23 protein-coding genes are annotated in these 24961 nt (G+C 65.3%); 13 read left to right on the top strand and 10 right to left on the bottom strand.

The genetic code is table 11. The annotated features are described in order from the left end of the window. The first annotated feature begins 11 nt into the window (after positions 1–11). The 5 genes from ACVIW0_RS38510 (at position 12) to ACVIW0_RS38490 (ending at position 3538) form a co-directional block, all read left to right on the top strand. Positions 12–629 (top strand): hypothetical protein, encoded by a 618-nt coding sequence (locus tag ACVIW0_RS38510; RefSeq protein ID WP_461356976.1) that lies wholly within the window; start codon positions 12–14, stop codon positions 627–629. Continuing rightward, complete coding sequence (locus tag ACVIW0_RS38505; RefSeq protein ID WP_461356975.1) at positions 616–1038, top strand: transcriptional regulator; 423 nt, start codon at positions 616–618, stop codon at positions 1036–1038. The genes ACVIW0_RS38510 and ACVIW0_RS38505 overlap by 14 nt, the downstream gene beginning before the upstream one ends. A gap of 29 nt (positions 1039–1067) precedes the next feature. Further along, positions 1068–1808 carry a di-trans,poly-cis-decaprenylcistransferase gene (locus ACVIW0_RS38500; protein ID WP_461356974.1) on the top strand — a complete coding sequence of 247 codons (741 nt, stop codon included), beginning with the start codon at positions 1068–1070 and terminating at the stop codon, positions 1806–1808. A gap of 252 nt (positions 1809–2060) precedes the next feature. Further along, positions 2061–2216, top strand: coding sequence for a response regulator (locus ACVIW0_RS38495; protein WP_461356973.1), 156 nt, complete (start codon positions 2061–2063; stop codon positions 2214–2216). A 98-nt stretch (positions 2217–2314) separates the two neighbouring features. After that, positions 2315–3538: a threonine ammonia-lyase gene (locus tag ACVIW0_RS38490; RefSeq protein WP_461356972.1), complete on the top strand. Its 1224-nt coding sequence runs from the start codon at positions 2315–2317 to the stop codon at positions 3536–3538. 166 nt (positions 3539–3704) lie between these two features. On the opposite strand, the gene ACVIW0_RS38485 is transcribed toward ACVIW0_RS38490, so the two are convergent. From ACVIW0_RS38485 to ACVIW0_RS38470, 4 genes are all read right to left on the bottom strand, one after another. Beyond that, entirely contained in the window at positions 3705–4217 is a 513-nt protein-coding gene (locus tag ACVIW0_RS38485) for a DUF1697 domain-containing protein (RefSeq protein ID WP_461356971.1), read from the bottom strand. A 7-nt stretch (positions 4218–4224) separates the two neighbouring features. Next, a complete protein-coding gene (locus ACVIW0_RS38480) occupies positions 4225–4866 on the bottom strand; it encodes a glutathione S-transferase family protein (RefSeq protein ID WP_461356970.1) in 642 nt (213 codons plus the stop codon). A 22-nt stretch (positions 4867–4888) separates the two neighbouring features. After that, positions 4889–5233: a hypothetical protein gene (locus ACVIW0_RS38475; protein ID WP_461356969.1), complete on the bottom strand. Its 345-nt coding sequence runs from the start codon at positions 5231–5233 to the stop codon at positions 4889–4891. 226 nt (positions 5234–5459) lie between these two features. Continuing rightward, on the bottom strand, positions 5460–6572 hold the full coding sequence (locus ACVIW0_RS38470) for a helix-turn-helix transcriptional regulator (RefSeq protein ID WP_461356968.1): 1113 nt from the start codon (positions 6570–6572) through the stop codon (positions 5460–5462). A gap of 643 nt (positions 6573–7215) precedes the next feature. On the opposite strand from ACVIW0_RS38470, the gene ACVIW0_RS38465 reads away from it, so the two are divergent. The 4 genes from ACVIW0_RS38465 to greA all read left to right on the top strand — a co-directional run bounded on the left by ACVIW0_RS38465 (position 7216) and on the right by greA (position 13568). Next, complete coding sequence (locus ACVIW0_RS38465) at positions 7216–8349, top strand: hypothetical protein (protein WP_461356967.1); 1134 nt, start codon at positions 7216–7218, stop codon at positions 8347–8349. Positions 8350–8628: 279 nt separating this feature from the next. Further along, on the top strand, positions 8629–9864 hold the full coding sequence (locus ACVIW0_RS38460; protein ID WP_461356966.1) for an efflux RND transporter periplasmic adaptor subunit: 1236 nt from the start codon (positions 8629–8631) through the stop codon (positions 9862–9864). Further along, complete coding sequence (locus ACVIW0_RS38455) at positions 9861–13007, top strand: efflux RND transporter permease subunit (RefSeq protein WP_461356965.1); 3147 nt, start codon at positions 9861–9863, stop codon at positions 13005–13007. The genes ACVIW0_RS38460 and ACVIW0_RS38455 overlap by 4 nt, the downstream gene beginning before the upstream one ends. Positions 13008–13085: 78 nt before the next feature. Then, positions 13086–13568 carry a transcription elongation factor GreA gene (greA, locus tag ACVIW0_RS38450; RefSeq protein WP_461356964.1) on the top strand — a complete coding sequence of 161 codons (483 nt, stop codon included), beginning with the start codon at positions 13086–13088 and terminating at the stop codon, positions 13566–13568. A 200-nt stretch (positions 13569–13768) separates the two neighbouring features. Here greA and ACVIW0_RS38445 read toward each other — a convergent pair whose 3' ends face one another. Beyond that, positions 13769–14407 (bottom strand): GntR family transcriptional regulator, encoded by a 639-nt coding sequence (locus ACVIW0_RS38445; protein ID WP_461356963.1) that lies wholly within the window; start codon positions 14405–14407, stop codon positions 13769–13771. 123 nt (positions 14408–14530) lie between these two features. Between ACVIW0_RS38445 and bioB the strand changes: the two genes are divergently transcribed. From bioB to ACVIW0_RS38425, 4 genes are all read left to right on the top strand, one after another. Continuing rightward, positions 14531–15526, top strand: coding sequence for a biotin synthase BioB (gene bioB / locus ACVIW0_RS38440; RefSeq protein WP_461356962.1), 996 nt, complete (start codon positions 14531–14533; stop codon positions 15524–15526). Between the two features lie 63 nt (positions 15527–15589). After that, a complete protein-coding gene (locus ACVIW0_RS38435; protein ID WP_461356961.1) occupies positions 15590–16744 on the top strand; it encodes an 8-amino-7-oxononanoate synthase in 1155 nt (384 codons plus the stop codon). After that, positions 16741–17373, top strand: a complete 633-nt coding sequence (gene bioD, locus ACVIW0_RS38430; protein ID WP_461357546.1) for a dethiobiotin synthase — start codon at positions 16741–16743, stop codon at positions 17371–17373. The genes ACVIW0_RS38435 and bioD overlap by 4 nt, the downstream gene beginning before the upstream one ends. Further along, positions 17370–18632, top strand: a complete 1263-nt coding sequence (locus ACVIW0_RS38425; RefSeq protein WP_461356960.1) for an adenosylmethionine--8-amino-7-oxononanoate transaminase — start codon at positions 17370–17372, stop codon at positions 18630–18632. Before bioD ends, ACVIW0_RS38425 begins: the two co-directional genes overlap by 4 nt. A 73-nt stretch (positions 18633–18705) precedes the next feature. Here ACVIW0_RS38425 and ACVIW0_RS38420 read toward each other — a convergent pair whose 3' ends face one another. From ACVIW0_RS38420 to ACVIW0_RS38400, 5 genes are all read right to left on the bottom strand, one after another. Then, the gene (locus tag ACVIW0_RS38420) at positions 18706–20010 is read right to left on the bottom strand and encodes a YXWGXW repeat-containing protein (protein WP_461356959.1); all 1305 of its coding nucleotides are present in this window, start codon (positions 20008–20010) and stop codon (positions 18706–18708) included. A 616-nt stretch (positions 20011–20626) separates the two neighbouring features. After that, complete coding sequence (glnT, locus tag ACVIW0_RS38415; RefSeq protein ID WP_461356958.1) at positions 20627–21925, bottom strand: type III glutamate--ammonia ligase; 1299 nt, start codon at positions 21923–21925, stop codon at positions 20627–20629. Between the two features lie 27 nt (positions 21926–21952). Continuing rightward, a complete protein-coding gene (locus tag ACVIW0_RS38410; RefSeq protein WP_461356957.1) occupies positions 21953–23284 on the bottom strand; it encodes an FMN-binding glutamate synthase family protein in 1332 nt (443 codons plus the stop codon). A gap of 9 nt (positions 23285–23293) precedes the next feature. Continuing rightward, entirely contained in the window at positions 23294–23980 is a 687-nt protein-coding gene (locus tag ACVIW0_RS38405; RefSeq protein ID WP_461356956.1) for a GltB/FmdC/FwdC-like GXGXG domain-containing protein, read from the bottom strand. After that, positions 23980–24876 (bottom strand): class II glutamine amidotransferase, encoded by an 897-nt coding sequence (locus ACVIW0_RS38400; protein WP_461356955.1) that lies wholly within the window; start codon positions 24874–24876, stop codon positions 23980–23982. The genes ACVIW0_RS38405 and ACVIW0_RS38400 overlap by 1 nt, the downstream gene beginning before the upstream one ends. Between the last annotated feature and the right edge of the window lie 85 nt (positions 24877–24961).

The raw sequence follows: 24961 nt of genomic DNA, 5'->3' as shown, positions 1-24961 counted from the left end.
TCGAGCGAAACATGCGTGACCTCGACAAGGCGTTGGCCGATATTCTCGCGATCCGCAGCCAGATTGCGGCCGGAACCGCGTTCCGCGGCTATGGTCCGGCGACGGTTGCCGCCACCAGCGGCATCGCGCTGGTTACGGCGCTTGCGCAATATCGCTGGCTCGACGATCCCACTAATCATCCGATTGCGTTCCTCGCGGGCTGGGCCGCAGCCGCGTTGCTCTCGGCGGTGCTGATCTGGATCGAGATGCAGGCGCGCTCGCGGCGGCATCATTCCGGCCTTGCCGATGCGATGGTGCAGCAGGCGATCGGGCAATTCGTTCCCGCTGTCATCGCCGGCGTGCTGCTCGCGATCCTGCAATGGAAATTCGCGCCGGAGACGCTGTGGATGCTGCCCGGCCTGTGGCAGGTGCTGGTCAGCCTCGGCGTGTTCGCCTCGGTCCGCCTGCTGCCGCGCACGATCGCGCTCGGCGGTGCCTGGTATTTCCTGTCGGGCTTCACGGTGCTGTTGATCGCAAGCCGGAGCCACGCGCTGTCGCCCTGGACCATGGGGCTGCCATTCGCGATCGGCCAGCTGCTGCTCGCCGCGCTGTTGTATTTCGCTTCCGGAGGCCATGATGCCGAAGACTGACGTGACCGCCGCGCCATTCGCCTATGATGGCCTCGACCGCGTCATCCACGAGAAGGCGCGGCTTGGACTGTTGACCTCGCTGATGGCGCATCCGAAAGGGCTCGCGTTCGCCGACCTCAAGCAGCTCTGCGGCCTGACCGACGGCAATCTCAGCCGGCATCTGCAGGTGCTGCAGGAGGCCGGCCTGGTTGACGTCATCAAGGGTTACGAAGGCAATCGCCCGCACACCAGCTGCCGCCTGACCAAGAGCGGCCGTCGCCGCTTCCTGGATTATCTCGCCGTGCTCGAACAGCTGGTGCGCGACGCAGCCAAGGCCGCCGGCACGGCAGATAGAGGCGCCGGTAAGACTGAAAAGGCTTTCGGCAAGGACGACGGCGCGCCCGGACGTCTCGGCGTTCAGCCAGTTTGATTATTCCATTTTTATCCGGAGACTTTGTGATGCAAAGTAACGTTGCGCTCAAGCGGGAGCCAGCCACACGGCTCCATGTCGGCATCATCATGGACGGCAACGGCCGCTGGGCGACGCGGCGCGGCCTGTCGCGCCTGCGCGGACATGAAGCGGGCGTCGAGGCGATCCGCCGCATCGTCGAGGCCGCGCCGGACCACGGCGTCGGCACGCTGACGCTCTACGCATTCTCCAGCGACAATTGGCGCCGCCCGAAGGCCGAGGTCGCGGCGCTGATGGGACTGCTGCGGTTCTATCTCGCCAACGAGATCGCGGCCCTGGTGCGCAACAGCGTCCGGCTTTCCGTGATCGGCCGCCGCGACCGGCTGCCCGACGGCATCGCCGCCGCGATCGGCCGCGCCGAGGCCGAGACGGCCTCCGGCACCACGCTGCATCTGCGCATCGCGATCGACTATTCGGCGCGCGACGCCATCCTGAACGCGGCCGCGCGCGCGGCCGGCGCCGGCCCGCTGAGCCGCGAGACCTTTGCCGATCTGATCACCGGCGAAGCCGGCCTGCGCGACGTCGATCTGATCATCCGCACCTCGGGCGAGAAGCGGCTGTCGGACTTCCTGCTCTGGGAGGGCGCTTATGCCGAGCTGCACTTCACCGAGCGGATGTGGCCTGAATTCGAAGCCGACGACCTCGCCGACGCACTCGCCTCCTTCCACGGCCGCGAGCGTCGCTTCGGCGGGCTGACCGCAATCGCGCCGGCGGAGGTGCCGAACCTCTAGAGCATGATCCGGAAAAGCGCGAAGCGGTTTTCCGAAAAGAACATGCTCAAATTCAAATAATCAAATACAACTAAAGAGGCTGCGCTGAGCCAAGGGCACGCTGATCGTGGTCGGTCACCGCTTCGGGAACCGGGCGCGGCTGCAAGGTGACCGGAACCGAGTGCATCGACACGCCGTCCGTTCCGCGAGCCGCGTTGAACCTCGCAGGCCTGCGCGCGACCTACCTTCGTGACGCAGCTCTGGAGGTCGCAAATGACTGCTTTGGCTCAATCGATTGCACGGGTGTTTCCGGCCAATTCGCTTCGGAGCAGCATCGCCGGGCATGTCCTGCTATTCGCCTTCGCCGTGCTGTTCGTCGCGGTCCTCAGGGCAAGCTATGGCCTCGATCTCAGCGCGGGCTTTTTCTAGTTATCCGGCGGCAAGTCATATTGGGTCGGAAAACCGCTTCGCACTTTTCCGGATCATGCTTTAGGTTCCGTCTAACGAAACGGACCTGAGCGACGCCGATGCCGCATCCTTCTAATCCACCCGTCGTAACCCTTGCCGACGTGCGCCGCGCCGTCGGCGTGATCCGGGATTCGGTGATGGTCACGGCGTGCAACGAGAGCCGCACGCTGGGCGAGATTTGCGGCTGCCGACTGTTCCTGAAATTCGAGAATTTACAGTTCACCGCGACCTTCAAGGAGCGCGGCGCGCTCAATCGGCTGCAGGCGCTGTCGTCGGATGAGCGCAAGCGCGGGGTGATCGCGATGTCCGCCGGCAATCATGCCCAGGGCGTCGCCTACCACGCCAAGCGGCTCGGCATCCCCGCCACCATCGTGATGCCGATCGGCACGCCGATGGTGAAGATCGAGAACACCAGGCGGCACGGCGCCGAAGTCATCATGACAGGGCAGACGCTGGAAGAATGCTTCGCGTTCGTCGGATCCCATGCCGCCGAGCGAGGCCTGATCCTGATCCATCCCTATGACGATCCCCTGATCATTGCCGGCCAGGGCACGATCGGGCTCGAAATGCTGGAGGCGGTGCCGGAGCTCGATATTCTGGTGGTGCCGATCGGCGGCGGCGGGCTGATCTCGGGCATCGCCACGGCCGCGAAGGCGATCAAGCCGACGGTGCAGATTATCGGCGTGCAGGCCCAGCTCTATCCGTCGATGTACAATGCGGTCAAAGATGAGCGGCTGCCGATGCGCGGCGACACGCTTGCCGAGGGCATCGCGGTCAAGGCGCCCGGGCAGATCACCACCAAAATCGTTCGAGACCTCGTTGACGATATCCTGCTGGTCAGCGAGGACCAGATCGAGCGCGCGGTCGCGACCCTGATCTCAATCGAGAAGACGGTGGTCGAGGGCGCTGGCGCCGCCGGCCTCGCGGCGGTGCTCGCAACGCCCCAACGCTTCGCCGGCCGCAATGTCGGGCTGGTTCTGACCGGCGGCAATATCGACACCCGGCTGATCGCCTCGGTCCTGACCCGCGAGCTCGCGCGCGAGGGACGGCTGACGCAGCTCGCGCTCGACATCGTCGACCGGCCCGGACAGCTCGCGGCGGTGTCGATCCTGCTCGCAGATGCCGGCGCCAACATCATCGAGGTCTCGCACCAGCGCACCTTCTCGGACCTGCCGGCGAAGGCGACGCTGCTCGAGCTCGTGATCGAAACCCGCGACCGCGCGCATCTGGAGGACGTGCTGGCCAGGCTCAATGCCGAAGGGTTCGCGGTCCGGGAGAGTTAGTGGCGTCGCGCTTCCGCCAGGAGCGCAAAACCTGATCCGTCATCCTGAGGAGGCCGCAACGCGGCCGTCTCGAAGGATGAATCGGCCGCCAGCGGGGCCGTGCATCCTTCGAGACGCGCTGCGCGCTCCTCAGGATGACGGTTCAGAGAATCTGGCCGAACTCTTTCTACTCGTTACCCGCCGCCAGCTCGGCGAGCTTCGCGATCGTGTTGATATTGCGCGCGGTGCCGCGGGCGGCGGCGGGGATCTTCAGCTTCGAGCGGCCCATGCCGCCGCCGTAGGCGACATAGATCTCGCGCTTGCCGAGCCGGATCTGCTCGTCCTGCTGGCCCTTGACGTCCTTCAGCGCATCCTTGGGCGGCTCGTCGAGGAAGATCGCGACCGTGAAGTTCGGCGGCGCCTTCGGAAACGGATTGGCCTTCAGCACCGCGGCGATCTCGCCCGCGCTCCGCACCACGACGCCAACCGGCTTGCCGGCATAGGCCTGCAGCCGCTGCTCAAGCGTGGCCTTGACCTTGGGTGCACCGAGCTTCGAGGAGAACACCACATTGCCGCTGGCGATATAGGTCTGCACGTCGTCGAATCCCGCCTCGACGCACATCGCCTTCAACTCGGTCATCGGCAGCTTGCCGGTGCCACCGACATTGACCGCGCGCAGCAGGGCGACGTAACGCGGCATCACGATCTCACGTCAGCAGCAGGGTCATGCCCGGATCGCCCTTCTGCATCGCGCGCTGATAGGCCGGGCGCGCGGCGATGCGGCCGAGATAGCTCCTGATATTGGGGCAACGGCCAAGGTCGTAGGGCAGGAAATAGCGCATCGTCGTCAGCGAGAAGCCGATCATGATATCGGCGGTCGTGAACGTGGTCCCGGCAAGATATTTGGCATCACACAGCCGCGCCTCGATCAGGTCGAACGAGCGGTCGACCCGCGCTTTGGTCGCCACCAGCATCGGATTGTCGGCCGCGAGCTTGAGCCGGTGCAGGATCATGCTGCGGCCCATCTGCGCCTGCAGCGTGCCGTTGGCGAAGTGAAACCAGTACAGGAACTGGGCGAAGTCGGGATGATCCGATGACAGCGTCAGCCGTCCATTGCCGTATCGGGCGACGATGTATTCGACGACCGCACCGGATTCGGCCAGCACCAGCTCACCGTCGGTGATGACGGGCGCGGCACCGATCGGGTGCAGCGCCTTGTAGTCGGCCGGCGCCAGCAGCGTGACGGGATCGCGGGCGATGCACTTCAGCTCGTAGGGGATCGCAAGCTCCTCGCACAGCCAGACGATCCGCTCCGATTGCGACTTGCCGAGATGGTGAACGGTGAGCATGGGGAGCTGCCTCTCAGGCGTCCTACTTCTTCTTCGCCGGCTTGTTCTCGGATTGCTTGCCGGGCTTCGGCTCGGATTTCTTCAGAGGTTCCTTGGCCGGCGGCGGCTCTTCCATCGCCTTCTTCATGGCGCGGGCATAGGCGTCGGCGGCGTTCTCCGCCGAATTCTGCAACCGCTTGGCGGTCGCGGTGGCGTTCAGGATGGTGCTCTTGGCGAGGTGGCGGAAGCGCGCCTTGGTGTCCTTGTCCTTGGCCTTGGCGGCGCGCGCGACCCAGACGGCCTGGCGCTTCTTGGCGGCCGCCAGCACGGCCTTGGTCTGCGCTCTTGCGGTTTGCCGGATCACGGCGTCGAGGTCGGCTTCGGCCATTCAGATACACTCATTTGACTGGACATGCGCCGGCTGGCGCAGGGAGGGGAGCTATCACTAGCGCAACGCGCGCGATTTGAACATGCGATCGTTTTGCGAGGTCGTTGCGGATGCCGCCACTGTCTGCGGCAGGCTTGCCGGCGTCATCAACCAGGGACGCCCGTGTCAGGTCCGTGCTGACGGTGTCGCTGGCTTCTTTCAGGCACGCTTGAGCGCGGCCTGAGGCTTAATCCGCGGCCGTTCCCGGCGGCACCTTCGCGCCGGCGAGCAGGCCGGCGAGCTCCACCTGGCGGCCGAGCCCGGTCTTCGCCAGCACGGCCTTCAGCTGATTACGCACCGTTTCGCGGGAGATACCGAAGGCGACGGCGATGGCCTCGACGGTGCGTCCCTCGCCGATGCCGCGCGCGACGCGGGCTTCTGCCGGTGTCAGGTCGAACAGGCCTTGCAGCACTTCCGCATTCGGCACTTCGGCCGGCACCACCGGCGTCACGATCACGATCGCCAGCGCGCGGTCGAACAGGTCGCGCGCGCTGCCGCGGATCGGGACCAGATGCACGATCAGCGGCGGACGATCGTCTTGCGCAGCGATCGGCACGGAGCGGACCTCCGTGCTGATCAGCCCTTGCTCGAGCGCGGCCAGCGCCTGGGCGAACAGCGCGTCGGCGGTGCCCGTCGCCAAGGCCAGGCGCTCGGCGCGATCCTGCATCACGTCCGGCACCAGGCGGTCGAACAGGGTGTTGGCGGCCATCAGGCGGCCGCCTCGCCGCAGCACCGCCGCGGGCAGGCCGAGCATCGCCAGCGATTCGGTTGCCGCCCTGGCGCGCTCCATTCCGAGCCGCGCCGACAGCAGCGCCGCGCGGGCCAGATGCGGGCGCAGCGCATCGAGCTGCTCGATGGCTTCCCGCTCGATCGGCCCATGCTGATACTCGCGCTCAACGCTGTAGATCAGCACGTCGCCGCTCGGCACCGGGATCGCAGTGCCGGCACCCCAGCCGAGCCCGCGCGGGCGGAAGAATTCGCGGATCTGGTAGTCCTGCTGCACCTCCTCGGGCGTCGCGAACACGTCGATGTCGCGCAGGAAGCCGGCATGGTTGGCTGCGAGCAGCCGCGGCAGCCGCCCGTTGCGCTCGTGCCAGCCGCCCTCGACATAGGCCACGGTGTCGTCATGCATGTCGGGCGATGCGACCCAGCGGACGTCGTGCGGGGCTGCCGTCAGCAACACGATACCGCGGGCTTTCGCGATCTCGCCGACCTGGTGCAGCACGTTCGGCCACAGTTCGGGAACGACCGCGGCCTCATAGGCCAGTTCGATCAGATGCTCGTGCAGGTCGTTCGCCATCGGCCATTCCAAAAAACATTGCCCAGCAGATAAACCCATCGACCCCGGAAATATTGCGTAGAGCAATTCAACCCGAGCCACGAGTCCGGACTATTCCGGGGCACTCATGCTGAATGATGGACTTTCGTCGGTGCTTCCGGACATCCGGCTATCGCGATACGGCGCCGGTCGGGACGAAATGTCGCGGAGAGGAATTTGACGGAGGGGCGCACTGACGCCATTGCCTGCGCAATCGCGACCTGTCGTGTGATGGCTGGAACGTCAGGGTCAGACAATGATGAGTAAGTGAATGGATCGTGTGGCGAGGCGGATGCAAGCGGCTCTCGCCTGAAGCTGTCGGGAGGCCAACTCGGTGCCCAAAACCCGATCATCGAGGCTTGACGATCGGAACCTGACGCCAGCCTGAACGATCATCGCCGCGTGTGGCGAAATTGAATCGTCGTGACGATCAGACATGCTTCCGAAGCGTCTCGAAACGTATTCGGCGTCGGCTGCCGCTGCGCCCGGCTCTGCCAGAGTCACTCGTTTGCAACGTTGCGCGCGATCGTTCGATCATGGACATCCTTTAATTTGTATCCGCGCAATCCGTGGCGACAGTGAGCTCCGTCATTCAGTCGAGCCATCGTGGGCTCGTGAGGAGCCGATGATCAGCCGCAGGGCGCTGTCCGGATTGTTGATGACGCTGGTTGGACCCGCATCGGTCGCGGGCAACACGCTGGCGCTGAGCCACTGTCAGGGGTCGTGCGCGAATGTCGATCTGCCGGCCCTTGGCTACGATACGTTCTGCCGCTCGTTCTTCGATATCGCGGCAAGCGGAAAGCTGCGCGCGGTTGCGACCGGATCGGAAATCCGCCGCGAGATGCGGTCGCTGCTTCGGGGACGGCGGCTTTACCGGCCGTCCGGCGACGAGATCCGGACTCTCTGGCGCGGCACGGCGGGCGGATTCTCGGTGGTGAAGGTCGAGTTCGATCTGGAATGCGGCGTGCCGGTGCGCGGCTGTCTCGGGATTCCCGACGGCGCGTTCAGGGGATTGATCCTGCTCGGGCACGGCATGGCGAGTACGCCGGAGCGCTGCTTCGACGATGCCGACAAGGACTACATGAACGCGATCGGCAAGCAGCTGTGTCAGGACGGCTATGTCGTCTGGTGTCCCTACATCGTTCAGATCGGAAATCAGGAAAGCCAGAACAACATCGCCGCGATGCTGGCCTCCCACGGTGTCTCCGCGCACAACGTGTCGTGCGCATCGATCGACGCCGGCGAGATCGTCTGCCGGAAGCTGACCGGGGCATCCGGTCTGAATGTCGGCGTCTATGGCGTGTCCTCGGGCGCCTTTCTCGCGCTGCATCTCGAAGCCGCGACGGGGCGGATGCGGCCGACCGTGGTCTCCGGATATATGCGCGACGAGAAGAAGTTTCTGATGTCGTCCGCGATCAGCAAGAACCTCGGCATCGAACTGGCGGCCTATGTTCATTTCGCCAATAGCCGCGCCAAATACGCCGGGACAGAGCTCGCCTACCTGCTCTGTCCGTGTCCGCTGTTCGTCGAGATCGGCAGCCGCGACGGCGCCAATACGATCGAGCTCGGGCGCGAAGAGAAATTCGCGGAAATGCAATCGATCTACGCGTTGTCGGGCCATCCGCATTCGATCGACATGTCCATTTTCGACGGCGTGCACGAGGCCAGCGGTCTGCGCGCGCGGCCATGGCTGCACGACCATTTGATGTCGCCCGCCTATCAAGCGACGTCGCGCTTGAAGAACGCCATCGCGTTGTGAGCGGCCCGGGCCACTGCCCCTTTGCTGCATCACATTGACGGGAGCTGTCGGCATCCGCAGCCTGCGCCAAGCCCGCGATGCGGATGCGATTGCGCTGGCATTGCAGCGCCGCGCCGCTTCTCGGAGATAACGGCCCTCGCTGGCGCCTGGTCCCGGCGCAATCACGCTACAGGATTGTCGGATTGGGCTCGTTATGATCTCCTGAACGGCCCCGGTCTTGTGGAACTCGACATCAACTCGGTCTCGCAGAGCTTGTTGGTAGCCGAAGGGTTGGACAGCATGAGTGGTACGCAACGAATCCTCGGCGGATTGGCAGGACTTCTGGTATCGGCGGCACTGGTGGTGATCGGAATCCAGGCGGCGCATGCCCAGGTGGGGCCACCCGGGCCTCCCGCGGTCGGCGTGTTCGAGGCCGTGAAGCGGCCGATCACCGAGACCAACGAATTTCTCGGACGCATCGAGGCGCCCAACCGCGTCAACGTGGTGGCGCGCGTCACCGCGTTCCTGGAGAAGCGGAACTTCGTCGAGGGCGCCGAGGTCAAGGCCGGCGACCTGTTGTATCAACTCGAGCGCGGCCCGTTCGAGGCCGACCTGGCATCGAAGAAGGCGCAGGTCGCCCAGCTGCAGGCCACGCTGGTCAACGCGAAGCTGACCACCGATCGCGCCAAGGCCCTGATGGGCGGGCCGGCCGGGCAGCAATCCAATGTCGATGCGGCGGTCGCCAACCAGCAGAGCCTCGAGGCGCAGGTGCAGGCGGCGCAGGCGCAGGTCGACCTGTCCCAGATCAATCTCGACTACACCGAGATCCACTCGCCGATCGACGGCAGGATCGGACGCACCTCGGTCACCGAAGGTAACGTCGTGACGCCGAGCTCGGGAACCCTGACGACCATCGTCAGCCAGGACCCGATGTATGTCACCTTTCCCGTGCCGGTGCGCGAGGCACTCGATTTGCGCGACCGCTACGCGACGCGCGGCGGCTTCAAGGCCGTCGTGATCCGCGTGCGCCTGCCGGACGGCCGGCTCTACGAGCAGACCGGCGAGCTGAACTTCGTCAACAACACGATCGCGCAGAACACCGACACCATCTCCCTGCGCGGCACCATCCCGAACCCGGCGACATACACGTCGGTTGCAGCCGGCGGCACGGTTCGCGAGCTCACCGACAATGAGTTCGTGACCGTGTTGCTGGAAGGCGTGCAGCCGGTCGAGGTGCTGGCGATCCCGCGTTCGGCGGTGCTGTCGGACCAGCAGGGCGAATATGTCTATGTCGTCGGCGCGGACAACAAGGCCGAGCAGAAACGGATCCAGCTTGGGCAATCCACCTCGACGATTGCGGCGGTGACGAGTGGCATCGCGCTCGGCGACAAGGTCGTCGTCGAGGGATTGCAGAAGGTCAGGCCGGGCGAGGTGGTCGCGCCGGGGCCGGCCAGTGCGATGATCCAGTCCAGCATGAAGATGTCGGCCGATGGCGGCGCCGGCAGCACGCCGAAATCGACGGGCAATAACCCATGATCTCCGCCATCTTCGTCGATCGTCCGCGCCTTGCGATCGTCATCGCGTTCGTGATCACGATCGCCGGTGCGCTGGCGCTGACGCAAATCCCGGTCGCCCAGTTCCCGGATATCGTGCCGCCGCAGGTCACGGTCTCGGCCGTGTTCCCCGGGGCGTCCGCCGAAGTGGTCGAGTCCAGCGTCGCCCAGCCACTGGAAGCGCAGGTCGTCGGCGTCGACAAGATGCTCTACATGAAGTCGACCAGCGGCAATGACGGCAGCTACACGCTGACGGTCTCGTTCGCGCTCGGCACCGATCCCGACATCAACACGGTCAATGTCAACAACCGCGTGCAGAGCGCGCTCGCGCAATTACCGACCGAGGTGCAGGCGCAAGGCCTGACCGTGCAGAAGAAATCCTCGGCCGTGCTGCAGTTCATCGTGCTCTACAGCAAGAGCGCCGAACAGGACCCGCTGTTCATCACCAATTACGCCATCATCAACGTGCTGGACGCGATCTCGCGCACGCCCGGCGTCGGGCAGGCGTCGCTGTTTGCCAAGCTGAACTATTCGATGCGGATCTGGTTCGACACAGAGCGCCTGACCAGCCTCAATCTGGCGCCGTCGGACGTGATCGCCGCGATCCGCGCCCAGAGCGTGCAGGCGCCGGTCGGGCGCATCGGCGCGCGTCCGATCAGCAATGACCAGCAGTTCCAGTTCAACGTGCAGACCCAGGGCCGCCTGACCACATCCAAGCAGTTCGGCGACATCGTGCTGCGGGCCAATCCCGACGGCTCGGTGCTGCGGATCAGGGACGTCGCAACCGTCGAGATCGGCGCGCAGAACTCGGACTCGGAGTCGCGGATCGACGGCAATCCCGGCGTGCCGATGGGCATCTATCTGGCGCCTGGCGCCAACGCCGTGACCACGGCCAAGGCAGTGCAGGCGACGCTTGCCCGGCTGTCGGAGCGGTTTCCGCCGGGGCTGACCTATCTCGTGCAATACGACTCCACGACCTTCGTCTCCGATACGATCAAGGAGGTGATGAAGACCCTAGGCGAGGCCTTCGTGCTCGTCGTGATCGTGGTGTTCCTGTTCCTCGGCAATCTGCGCGCTACCGTGATCCCCGCGGTCGCGGTGCCGGTCAGCCTGATCGGCGCCTTCGCGGTGCTGCTTGCGATGGGCTATTCCGCCAATACGGTCTCGCTGCTGGCGATGGTGCTGGCGATCGGCATCGTGGTCGACGACGCCATCGTCGTCGTCGAGAACGTCGAACGCGTCATGGAGGAGGAGCCGGAGCTGTCCCCGGCCGACGCCACCAAGAAGGCGATGGCGCAGATCACCGCGCCGATCATCGCGATCTCGCTGGTGCTGCTGTCGGTGTTCGTGCCGATCGCGTTCATTCCCGGCATTTCAGGCACGTTGTTCCGCCAGTTCGCCGTGACGATCAGCGCGGCGATGGTGATCTCGGCGCTCAATGCGCTGACCTTGTCGCCGGCGCTTTGCGCCGTGTTCCTGCGCCATGGCGGGCCGCGCCGCGGCATCATGGGACGGGTGCTCGGCGGCATCGACTGGGTTCGCGACCGCTATGCCGGCGTGGTGCAGCGGCTGGTCCGCCTAGCGGTGCTGTCGCTGGTCGCAGTGCTGGTGTTCGCCGGCGCGGTGTTCGGCGTATCGCAGATCACGCCGACCGGCTTCCTCCCCGAGGAGGATCAGGGCGCCTTCTTCATCGCGGTGCAGTTGCCCGACGGCGCCTCGGTGGCGCGTACCAGCGAGGCCACCAAGCAGGTCGAGGCACTGTTGAAGAAGAACCCGGCGGTCGACCACGTGCTGTCGATCATCGGCTTCTCGCTGCTCGATGGCGCCAGCGAGCCAAACTCCGCCTTCATGGTGGCGCGCATGAAGGCGTTCGCCGACCGCAAGGCCGTCACCGACTCGGTGCAGGCCGCGATCGGACAGACCTTCGTCGGTGGATCGCAGATCCGTCAGGCTTCAGTGCTCCCGTTCAACCTGCCGCCGATCATCGGGCTCTCGACCTCGGGCGGTTTCGAATATCAGCTCGAGGCGCTCGAAGGCCAGGATCCGGCTTCGCTCAGCAGCGTGATGGGCGGGCTGATCGGCGCGGCGAACCGCAATCCGAATTTGGCCCGCGTGTTCTCGACCTTCACCGCGACCAACCCGTCGATCTATCTCGACATCGATCGCGCCAAGGCGCAGGCGCTCGGCCTCAACATGGCCGACGTATTCACCGCGCTGCAGGCCACGCTCGGCGGCATCTACGTCAACAACTTCAATCTGTTTGGCCGCACCTGGCAGGTCAACGTGCAGGGCGATGCGGCCGACCGCCGCGACATTCCCGATATCTGGCAGATCTATGTGCGCAACACCGGCGGCGAGATGGTGCCGATCCGCTCGATCGCAAGCTTGCGCATCGTGACCGGTCCGCAGGTGATCACGCGCTACAACGATTATCGCTCGGTCACGGTGAACGGCAGCCCGGCGGCGGGCGTGTCGTCGGGCACCGCGATCGCGACGATGGCTGACCTCTCCAAATCGACGCTGCCTTCAGGCTATTCCTACGAATGGACCGGCACCGCCTATCAGGAGCAGGCGGCGTCGGGACAGACCGGCATCATCCTCGCGCTCGCGGTGCTGTTTGCCTATCTGTTCCTGGTGGCGCTGTATGAGAGCTGGACGATTCCGATTCCGGTGCTGCTGTCGGTCACAGTCGGCGTGTTCGGCTCGTATCTTGCGATCAAGCTCGCGGGACTGAACCTCGATCTCTACGGCCAGATCGGCCTGGTGGTGCTGATCGCGCTCGCCGCCAAGAACGGCATTCTGATCGTCGAGTTCGCCAAGGAGCAGCGCGAAGCGGGCCGGCCGATCGCGGAGGCCGCCACGATGGGCGCGCAAATGCGCTTCCGCGCCGTCATGATGACCTCGATCGCCTTCATCCTCGGCCTGGTGCCGCTGGTGGTCGCGACTGGTGCTGCGGAAATCAGCCGCCGTGCGGTCGGCACCGCGGTGTTCGGCGGCATGCTTGCCGCCAGTTCGATCGGCATCTTCCTGGTACCGATGCTGTTTGTCACCTTCCAGGGCTGGCGCGAAGGCGTGAAGAACCGCTTCGGCAGGCGGAGCAAGGCGGAACAGCCGGCGTCGCACTAAACCCGGCCTAATCCCATCGCGCATTAGCGGGACACGCGAGGCAGCGATATACTGCCCGCCCATCGATGGAGTTCCCGATTGAGCGTTGCCTTCACCAAGGAAGAAAGTGCCGAGACTGCGTCGGAGACGCAGCTGCCGGACCGCCCCATATCGCCGCATCCCAATCTGGTGACGGAAGCAGGACGGAAAGCGCTGGAGCTTCAGCTCCGGGAGGCGCGCGAAGCCTACGAGGCCGCGCAGCAACTGGACGACGTCAACGAGCGGCGGCGGCAGTCGGCGGTCCCGCTGCGCGACGTGCGCTACCTGACCGAGCGGCTCCGCACCGCGCGGGTCGTCGCCGATCCTGCCTCGACCGAAACCGTTGCCTTCGGCAGCACCGTGACCTTCAGCCGCGCCGACGGGCGCGTGCAGACCTATCGCATCGTCGGCGAGGACGAAGCCGATCCGAAGGCGGGCTCGATTTCCTATGTCTCGCCGGTGGCGCGGTCGCTGATGGGCAAAGCCGTGGGCGACGTCGCAGGCTCGGGCGAGCAGGAGCTGGAGATCGTCAAGATCGCCTGAACTACGAAAGTCAGCGTCGCCGCACACTCGATTCGCCTCTCCCGCTTGCGGGGGAGGCCGACGCGCATAGCGCGGCGGGTTGGGGTCTTCCCACAATGGGATTCGTGGCGATACCCCCACCCCAGCCCTCCCCCGCAAGCGACCCGCAAGCGGGAGAGGGGCGCACCACTTTCGCGATCGCCAGCTCAATCAGATCCCGATCACGCCGCCGGCAGTGCAAGCCGCTCGATGGACTGAATATGCCGTGCGAGAAGGCTGCAGGCCTGCTCGATGTTGCGCGCGCGCAGCGCCTGCAGGATCAGGCGATGATCCTGGCTCGGCCGCGGCCGCCAGCCGGCGTTGCGCGCCATCGCGAACACCAGTCGCGAATTCGCCAGTTGCAGGCCGTCGAGGCTGGCGAGCAGCCGCGGCATCGCGCACGGCGCCACCAGCGCGTGATGAAAGGCGCGATTGGCCAGCTCGAAATCCTGCACCGTCTCGGCGTTGTCGCCTTCGATCATGGCGACCTCGATCCGCGCCAGATGGGCCGATGTGAATTTCGGCGCTGCGTTGCGCAGTGCGACCACCTCGAGCGCAGCCCGCATCTCGGCGATCTCCTTCACCGACTTGGTGTCGAGCGGGGCGACCCGCACGCCGCGGCGGGGCACCGCAACGACGAGATGCTGCGCCTCCAACTGCCTGAAGGCCTCGCGAACCGGGACATGGCTGGAATGGAATTCCCGCGCGATATGATCCTGCCGGAGCGGGACATCCGGCGGCAACGCGCCGCTGATGATGCCCTCGGCGAGCACCTCGGCAATGCGCCCGGCGGTCGTCGTGTTCCGACCTTCGTCCGTCATAGATTATCTATCACAAAAACGAGTGCACTGCCGCACAGCCTCGGCTAGCATCATTCTAAGAGCATGATCATAGATAATATCAGATATTATCTATGATCCATCACAAGCGAGAAGGCAAGCCCGATGGTTGATGTCGTCGAGATCGAACGGACCGAGCGCCGCAACAGCACACCGCCCCGCAAGGTTTGGGAGCGGGCGGAGGCCGAGGCACTCTATAACCTGCCGTTCGCGGATCTGATGTTCCAGGCGCAGGGCATCCACCGCGCCAATTTCAATCCGAACCACGTCGAAACCGCGAGCCTGCTCAGCATCAAGACCGGCGGCTGCCCGGAAGACTGCGGCTACTGCTCCCAAAGCGCGCATTACGACACCGGCCTGAAGGCCACCCGCCTGATGCCGCGGGACGAAGTGGTCGCAGTAGCACAGCGCGCCAAGGACGCCGGCGCAACCCGCTTCTGCATGGCCGCGGCCTGGCGCAGCCCGAAGGACCGCGATCTCGACGAGGTCTGCGACATGGTCAGCGCGGTGAAGGGCCTGGGGATGGAAACCTGCGTCACGCTCGGCATGCTGACGCCAAAGCAGGCCGAACGTCTCTCCGACGCCGGGCTCGACTTCTACAACCACAATGTCGACACCTCGCCCGAGTTCTACGACAAGATCATCACCACCCGCACCTTGCAGGACCGCATCGATACGCTGGCGCATGTGCGCGACGCAGGCATCAAGGTGTGCTGCGGCGGCATTATCGGCATGGGCGAGCAGGTCGAGGACCGGCTCGGCATGCTGGTGCTGCTCGCCAATCTGCCCAGCGCTCCGGAGAGCGTGCCGATCAACCTGTGGAACGAGGTCAAGGGCGTGCCGGTCAACGACACCGCCGAGCGTCCCGATCCGATCGCGCTGGCGCGGCTGGTCGCAACTGCGCGCATCCTGATGCCGACCAGCGTGGTGCGCCTGTCGGCCGGACGGCAATACATGACCGATGAACTGCAAGCGCTGTGCTTCCTCGCCGGCGCGAATTCGATCTTCATCGGCGATGTGCTGTTGACCACCAAGAACCCGCAGCGCGACCGCGACGCCGATCTGCTTGATCGGCTCGGCATCGCGTCCCGCCTCGCCTGAGCCAGACCTTCGGCACGCGCGCGGCGCTCGCCGCGCGACCAACGACAAATCCGTGAGTGAAGCATGAGCGCAATCCGTGCGGCCGCGGCCGCTGATTACGCCGCGGCCTTGCACGCCCTGAGCAGGGACGATCGGCTGCGCGGCCTCAAGCCGCGCGCGGGCATCGATTTCGTCTCGAACGACTATCTGGCGTTCGCCAACGCGCCGCGGATCAAGCAAGCCGTTGCCGCGGCGCTCGAAGCCGGCACGCCGATCGGCGCCGGCGGGTCGCGGCTGCTGCGCGGCAATTGCGCGGAGCACGAACGGCTGGAGTCTGAGGCCGCCGCGTTCTTCCGCGCCGAGACCGCACTGTTGTTCGGCGGCGGCTATGTCGCCAATTTCGCGGTGCTGACCACGCTGCCGCAGCGCGGCGATCTGCTGGTCTTGGATTCGCTGGTGCACGCCAGCATCCATGAAGGCGCGCGGGCCGGCCGGGCCGAGTTCCGGTTCAGCGCGCATAATGATCCGCAGGCGGTCGAGGATGCCATTCGCGGCTGGCGCGCCGAGGGCGGCAAGGGCCGGGTCTGGATCGTGGTCGAAAGCGTCTACAGCATGGACGGCGACATCGCGCCGCTCGACGATCTCGTCGCGATCGCCGACCGGCACGACGCGTTCTTGATGGTCGACGAGGCGCACGGCACCGGCGTCTATGGCGAGCAGGGGCGCGGGTTGACGGCGCCCTATGAGGGCCGCGAGAACCTCGTGATCGTGCACACCTGCGGCAAGGCGCTGGGTGCAGCCGGCGCGCTGGTCACGGCCTCGACCGTGCTGCGCGACTTCATGGTCAACCGCTGCCGACCCTTCATTTTCGCCACGGCGCCGTCGCCGCTCGTGGCCATTGCGGTGCGTGAGGCCCTGCTGATCCTGCGCGAGGAGCCCGAGCATCAGCAGCGCCTCGCCAAACTGGTCGCGTTCACGCATCGCGAACTCGATCGGCGCGGCTGGCGCAGCCCGTCGCGCTCGCAGATCGTACCCCACATCGTCGGCGACAATGCCCGCGCGATGCAGCTTGCATCTGCCTTGCAGGGCCGCGGCTTCGACGTCAGGGGTATCCGGCCGCCGACCGTGCCGGCGGGGACGGCGCGACTGCGCATCGCGCTGACGCTCAATGTCAGCGAGGACGACGTGCGCGCGCTGCTCGATGCGCTGGTCGAGGAGACCAAGGTTTGGTCGCGATGAGCGGCCGGATCGTGGTGACCGGCACCGATACCGGGATCGGCAAGACGGTGTTCTCCGCAGGCCTCGCCGGCTTCCTCGGCGCGAGCTACTGGAAGCCGGTTCAGTCGGGCCTCGACGAGGAGACCGATGCGCAACGGGTGGCGCGGCTTGGGGGGCTCCCGGCCGATCGCATCGTGCCGGAACGCTATCGCCTGCGAACGCCGGCTTCGCCACATCAATCCGCCGCGATCGACGGCGTGCGCATCGATCCTGAGGCGCTCGACGTGCCGGCAATCTCTGACCGGCCACTGGTGATCGAAGGCGCCGGCGGGCTCATGGTGCCGCTGAACGACGACACGCTCTACATCGACATCTTCGAACGATGGCGACTCCCGGTCGTGCTCTGCGCCCGCACCGCGCTCGGCACCATCAACCACTCGCTGCTGTCGGTCGAGGCGCTGCGGCAGCGCCGGATCGACATTGTCGGCATCGCCTTCATCGGCGAGAGCAATCCCGAGAGCGAGCGCGCCATCTGCGAGATCGGGCAGGTGCGCCGGCTGGGCCGGTTGCCATGGCTGTCCTCACTCGCAGCAGACACGTTGCAAGCGGCGTTCAAGGCGTCGTTCCGGCGCGGAGATTTCGACGCATGACATCGCCCAAGCGGTCTCCGATCTGGCACCCGTTCACCCAGCACGCGCTGCACGGCGAGATGACGAGGATCGTGCGCGGCGAGGGCGCCTATCTCTACACCGCGGACGACCGCCGCATCATCGACGCGATCGCATCCTGGTGGGTCGTGACCCATAGCCATTGCCATCCGCATATCGTTCGCGCGATCCAGGAGCAGGCGGAGCAGCTCAACCAGATCATTTTCGCCGGACACACCCATGATCCGGCCGAAGCGGTCGCCGCGCAGCTCTTGAAGCTGGCGCCCAGCGGCCTCGACTACGTGTTCTTCTCCGATAGCGGCTCGACCAGCGTCGAAGTGGCGCTGAAGATGGCGCTCGGCTACTGGCACAATATCGGCGTGCCGCGCACGCGGATCATCGTGATGCAGCATTCCTACCATGGCGATACCGTCGGGACGATGTCGGTCGGCGCGCGCGGGGTCTTCAACAGGGCCTACGAGCCGCTGCTGTTCGACGTCGCGACGATCCCGTTTCCAGCCATGGGCCACGAGCAGGCAACCCTCGATGCGCTCGAGGCGGCGTGCAGGGAGCAGACCGCAGCGGCGTTCATCGTCGAGCCGCTGATCCTGGGCGCCGGCGGGATGCTGATGTATCCGGCGTGGGTGCTGAAGGAGATGAAGCGCGTCTGCGAAGCCCATGGCGTGCTGTTCATCGCCGACGAGGTGATGACCGGCTGGGGCCGCACCGGCACCTTGTTCGCATGCGAGCAGGCCGACATCACGCCTGACATCGTATGCTATTCAAAGGGCCTCACCGGCGGGGCGCTGCCGCTCGCGGTGACGCTGTGCCGTGCCGAGATCTACGACGCGCATTATTCCAGCGATCGCACGCGAACCTTCTTTCATTCCAGTTCCTACACCGCGAACCCGGTCGCCTGCGCCGCCGCAAGGGCCAACCTCGAGCTCTGGCAACACGGCGCGGGCGACCGCGTCGCCGCGCTTGCCGAAATGCAGGAGCGCCTGATCGCACCGTTCCGCACGGATGCGCGTTTCGAAAACGTCCGCCGCACCGGAACCATCACCGCGCTCGATCTGAAAGCCGGCGACGCCGGCTATCTTGCCGGCATCGGCCCGAAAGTGCAGGCCTTCTTCGCACGCCGCGACCTGTTGCTGCGGCCGCTCGGCAACACGATCTACGTGATGCCGCCCTATTGCGTCACCGAGGCTGACCTCGCGGAAATATACGCCGCGATCGGGGATGCGGCGGATGAGCTGGGTTGACGTTGCGTCCTGCGCGCCACAAATTCCATGACTGACGACTTGCATGGCGTGCCGTTTTGGACGCGATGGTCGCTCATGTGAAAACGGCGTGCCCTTGCTGACACGCCGATGTGCCGGACCATGCGTGTCTGTGTGGCGCTGGCCTCGCCGCGGGATGCTGCGGTCGTGGCGCGGGATGGGGGCGCGGCGCCGGTCGCGACACATGCGGCGCTGCGGGCCGCGGCGGTGGGGCACGATGCACGACCGCCTGCGCGACTGGGCGCTGCGCAGGTGGAGCATGCTGTGCGGCTTGCGGCCTCGGCGCATGCACGGCCGGCGCTGCCGCGAGGTGCGGCGCCGGCGCGGGATGTTCCGCAGCGGCGGGCGCAGCATGAGCTGTCGGCAGGGCGTGTCCCGCCGGCTGTGCGTGCGCCGCAGGCAAGGCGTTCCCCGCGGGCAACGTGTGTCCTGTTGGCGCTGTGTGCTGTGGCGGCAGCGCGTTTCCGGTGGGCAGCGCGTGTCCTGTCGTTTGAGCGTGCTCCGTCGGAGCGGCGTGCGTCGCCGGCAGCGCTTTTCCGCTCGGCAGCGCGTGTCCCGGCGGCACGGCATTCCCGGTCGACATCGCGTGCTCGGCCGTCGGTTGCGCATGCCGGGGCGGCGGCGCCGCAATCGGCTTGCCCGGGTGTGCGGCGACCACGCCGGCGCCGCTGAACTGCGCGGGGTGTGCGGTCGCGGCGACCGCCGGATGACCATGGTTGTTGGCGAGCGTCAGTGCCGGATTCTTCATCGCCGCTTCCGCGTGCCGGGTTTGCTCGGCGGTCGCTGCCACGTGGTGCTCGTTTGCCGCCGCGACCTGCTGCGGCGTCGGCCGCACCGTGGTGCCGCCGGTGCCGCCATTGTAGCTGACGTTGGTCGTGTTGCTGATCACCGTCTTGTTGTAGACGTTGGCGACCGAGACGTTCGAGATGTTGTTGACGGACCTGTTGTAGTAGAAGCTGCCGCCGCGCCAGTAGCCGCCCTCATAGCCGACGCCGGTGTAGCCGAAGCCATAAGAGATACCGCCGTAGAAGCCGACGGTCGCTCCCCAATATCCGGCGTGGAAAGCGTAGACGCCGTCGTTCCAGCCCCAGTAGCCGGGCGTCCACAGCAGGTCGGGCGCGGGCGGAAGCACCCATGTGCCAGGCACCCAGTAGTAGCCGATATCGTCGCTCCAGGCCCAATAGCCCGGAGTCCAGATATAGCCGGCCGCGGGCATCGGCGGCTGCACATAGACCGGTAGTGGCGGCGGCGCCGCATTCACGGTGATGCCGATGGCGAGCTGCGCGTGTGCAGCGTTGGGCGGCGAGAGACAGCAGAGGCTGAGAGCAAGAGCGAAAGGCAGTCCGGCGATGCGGCGCATGGCAGATAATCCAATCTTCTTCCCCCAGCGTTGGAGTCGAATAGTGGCGACGACATGAACCAGTTGTGAATGTTTGTGCCGACACCGTGATTTCGAGATCACGCGCCGATGCAATCGTTAACGGCAGCGCATGCGCGTCAGCTCGGTGTCAGGATGGAACGCGATCATGCTGATCTCGCGCGCCACACGATTGGGCTTTCACGGAGCCTGGGCGCCGAGACGGCAGGCCGAGGGCAAGGGTGCAGTTCGGTCGGGTCGCTCAGGGGGCACGGCGGTTGCTCAGAACGTTCGGTGCCCCGTCAGAAAACAGAGAGCCAGACGCAATGGACGAGAATGACCTCTACATCAATGTGAGGACGCCCGCGCATGATTGAAGGCGTCAACGCCGGTGACCATGCCGTCCGGGACATGGACTGACACGACCTCGGTTCGACGATCGGAGGAAATTCCGATCGTTGCGGGCTGCTGCTTTATCCCTCGATCGTTGAGATACTCCTGAATTTTCTTCGCCGGCGCTCTCGTTCGCGGGGACCATGTCGTCGTTGAAGGGCCGCGCGCCCACCGGCATCGGTGCCAGGCCCGGCCATAAACGCCGGCTCAATCGCCGGCGCCACGTCTAGCAGTCGAGGGTCGTTTCCCGCTCCCACTGCGTCAGGTGACGCGAGAAATCGTTCCATTCCTGATGCTTCAGCTTCAGATAGGCGGGGACATACGCACCGAGACTCTCGCCGAGCAGCTTGGAGCCTTCAAGCGCGCGCAGCGCGTCGAGCAGGTTGAGCGGCAACTTCTTCACGTCTTGAACCAGATGTCCCTCGGTGTACATGTTGATGTCGAGCCGCTTGCCCGGATCGCGATTGCTCACGATGCCGTCAAGGCCTGCCGCGAGGATCGCGGCCTGGAGGGCGTAGGGATTGGCGGCGCCGTCCGCGAGCCGCAGTTCGAACCGACCCGCTTCGGGAATGCGGATCATGTGGGTGCGGTTGTTGCCCGAGAAGGTGACCGTGTTCGGGCTCCACGTCGCGCCGGAGACAGTGCGCGGCGCGTTGATACGCTTGTAGGAATTGACGGTCGGGTTAAGGATCGCTGCGAGCGCGTCGGCGGAATGAATGATCCCGCCGATGAAGGCATAGCCTACGGAGGAAATTCCGAGCTCCCCCTTCTCATCCTCGAAGACGTTCCGGTCGCCGTTCCACAGCGAGACGTGGACGTGGCAGCCATTGCCCGTCAGGCTCGAAAACGGCTTCGGCATGAAAGTCGCGCGCAACTGGTGCTTTTCGGCGATCGACTTCACCATGTACTTGAAGAATGCGTGCCGGTCGGCGGTAGTCAGGGCGTCGCCATAGTCCCAGTTCATCTCGAACTGACCGTTCGCATCCTCGTGATCGTTTTGATAGGGCTTCCAGCCTAGCTCGAGCATGCTGTCGCAGATTTCGCTGATGACGTCATAGCGCCGCATCAGGGCTGACTGATCGTAGCACGGCTTGGCCTGACGATCGGATCCGTCGCCGACGCTTCCGCCATCCGGCGAGATCAGGAAGAACTCGCACTCGACGCCGCTCTTGAGCTGGAAGCCGCGTTCGGCCGCCTTGGCAATCAGCCGCTTCAGCAGGTTTCGTGGTCCCTGTTCGACCGGCTTGCCGCTCATCCACAAATCGGCGGCGAGCCAGCCGACCTCAGGCTTCCAGGGCAACTGGATCAGGCTGTTCGGGTCCGGGATCGCGAGCATGTCGGGATCTGCCGGCGTCATGTCGAGCCAGGTGGCGAAGCCGGCGAAGCCAGCTCCGTTCTTGGCCATTCCGCCGATCGCTTCTGCGGGGACGAGCTTGGCGCGCTGCGTTCCCAACAGATCCGTATAGGAAATCAGGAAGTACTTGATCTTCCGCTCTTTGGCGACTTCAGCAAGATCGATTGACATGGTACCTCTTTGACTCAAGAGAAAGCCTCAGAACCGGTCCCGGCCAGGAATCCAGTTTGTGCCGACGAGCGGCACGCGCGCGATGGCGGCAGCTTCAAGAGTGAGTGCGACGAGATCTTCCGGCTCGAGATTGTGAACGTGGTTCTTCCCGCAGGCACGTGCGATGGTCTGTGTTTCCAGTGTGAGAACCGAGAGATAGTTGGCGAGCCGGCGGCCCGCGACGACCGGGTCCAGCCGCTTGGCCAGTTCCGGGTCCTGCGTGGTGATGCCCGCGGGGTCGAGGCCTTCGTGCCAATCATCATAGGCGCCGGCCGTCGTTCCGAGCTTGTTGTATTCGCTCTCGAGCGCCGGGTTGTTGTCGCCGAGCGCGATGAGGGCTGCGGTGCCGATTGCGACTGCATCGGCACCGAGCGCAAGCGCCTTGGCCACGTCGGCGCCGTTGCGGATGCCGCCGGAGACGATGAGCTGCACCTTGCGATGCATGCCGAGCTCCTGAAGCGCTTCCACGGCAGGACGGATCGCAGCAAGCGTGGGGATGCCGACATTCTCGATGAAGACGTCCTGCGTGGCAGCCGTGCCTCCCTGCATGCCGTCGATAACGACCACGTCGGCGCCTGCTTTCACGGCGAGCGCGGTGTCGTAATAGGGCCGGCTTGCGCCGACCTTCACGTAGATCGGCTTCTGCCAGTCGGTGATCTCGCGGATCTCTTCGATCTTGATCTCCAGATCATCCGGACCGGTCCAGTCCGGATGTCGCGACGCCGAACGCTGGTCGATGCCTTCGGGCAGGTTCCGCATTTCGGCAACACGTTTCGATATCTTCTGGCCCAGCAGCATGCCGCCGCCACCAGGCTTGGCACCCTGTCCGATGACGATCTCGATGGCGTCCGCGCGACGCAGGTCGTCGGGGTTCATTCCGTAGCGGGAGGGGAGGAGCTGGTAGACCAGAACGGAGGAATGCTCGCGTTCCTCGTTGGTCATTCCGCCGTCGCCGGTGGTGGTGCTGGTGCCGACCGCGCTCGCGCCGCGACCCAACGCCTCCTTGGCCGGCGCCGACAATGCGCCGAAGCTCATTCCGGCAATGGTCACCGGTGTCTTGAGCCGGATCGGCTTCTTGGCGAAGCGCGCACCGAGCACGATGTCCGTACCGCATTTTTCGCGATAGCCTTCCAGCGGGTAGCGGGACACGGAGGCGCCGAGAAACAGCAGGTCGTCGAAATGCGGCACGCGCCGCTTCGCGCCGCCGCCACGGATATCGTAGATACCGGTCGCCGCGGCACGCTGGATCTCCGAAATGGTGTACCGGTCGAAGGTCGCCGAGAAGCGCGGTTCGGTCCGGACTGGCTTTGCAGATGACATCGTCGGCCTTCAGTACGAAGAAAGATTGTCGATATGGAAGTTGTAGAGGCGGCGGGCCGAGGCATACATGCGGAAGTCCTCCGGCTTGACATCGTTCGCGCCGGAGCGGGCGAGGATGGCGGAGAGCCGGGTCCTGTCGTCTGCCGACATAGGTTTCTCGACGCAGTCGGCGCCGAGACTCTTGACCGTGCCGCGGACGAATATGGTGGCTTCGTAGATCGAGTCTCCGAGAGCCTCGCCGGCGTTGCCGAGCACGACGAGATTGCCGGCCTGGGCCATGAATGCGCTCATGGCGCCGATCGAACCCTTGACGATGATGTCAATGCCCTTCATCGAGATTCCGCAGCGCGCGGCGGCATCGCCTTCCACGATCAGGAGGCCGCCCCGGCCGGTCGCGCCGGCCGACTGGCTCGCGTCTCCCATGACATGGACCATGCCCGACATCATGTTCTCGGCGACGCCCTGTCCGGCGTTGCCGTGGATCGTAATCGAGGCCTGCTTGTTCATCCCCGCGCAGTAATATCCGACGTTGCCCTTGACGACGATTTCGATGGGGGCATCGACACCGGCGCCGATGGCATGCTTGCCCGCGGAATTCGTCACCTCCCAGAAGGTCTCGTTGGTGTCCGGCGGCAACCGATGCAGTGCAGCGTTCAGATCGCGGACGGACTGCTGTTCAAGGTCAATCACGTGCATCACGGACGTTCCCAGACGTAGACGGTGGCGGGCTCGGGTTCGAATACGCGCGCCTTCTCTATTCCGGGCAGCACGGCGAGTGCGCGGAATTCCGAGCCAAAGGCGACATAATCATCGGACTCCGCGAGCACGGCGGGTTTGCACGCGACCGGGTCGCGCAACACCGCAAAGCCGTCGCGGGTGCCGACCACAAAGGTAAAAAAGCCGTCCAGCGCGTCGAGGCTGGACGTCAATGCCTCCTTGAGGCTGTCGCCTTCGCGCATCCGCCACGTCAGATACCCCGCGGCAACCTCCGAATCGTTCTCGGTTTCGAACACGAGACCTTCGCGCCGGAGATTGCGCCGTACTGCGTTGTGGTTCGAGAGCGAGCCGTTGTGGACCAAGCACTGGTCGTCGCCGGTCGAGAACGGGTGAGCGCCGTCGGTGGTCACCGCCGACTCGGTCGCCATGCGGGTATGGCCGATGCCATGCGTGCCCCGCATCGCGGGCACGGAGAAGCGGTTCGCCACACGCTCGGGCAGCCCGACCTCCTTGTATATCTCCATGCGCGATCCCGCGCTGACCACGTGGATATCGGGCGCATGTTCGGCAAGCCAGGTCAGCGACTGCGCGCGATGCTGCTTGGGAATCGTCACCACGACATGGTTGGAGCGTCGGACGACCTCGACGTGCGCCTCCAGGGCGGCGCCAAGCCTCTTCGCGAGATCACCGTCAGCGGCGGGATCAGCCACGCGGAGCGTCAGCTTGATGAGATCGTCGGCGCCCGGTCCATAGATGGCAATGCCGGCGCTATCGGGACCGCGCGCCGACATCGTCGCGAGCATTCGCGACAGGTGTCCCCCGAGTTCGGGTTGAAGCCGCTCGTTCTTGAGAAACAATCCGACGATGCCGCACATGCACTGCTCCTTGATCGAGAAGCAATGTAGCAGTCGGAACCGGTTCGTCAACTGCTAGGAATAAAACTTTCCTGAAAAGAAAATG

Source organism: Bradyrhizobium sp. USDA 4454 (assembly GCF_054822705.1).
Note: the sequence above shows the minus strand (reverse complement) of the source record. Positions and strands in the feature narration are given on the sequence as shown.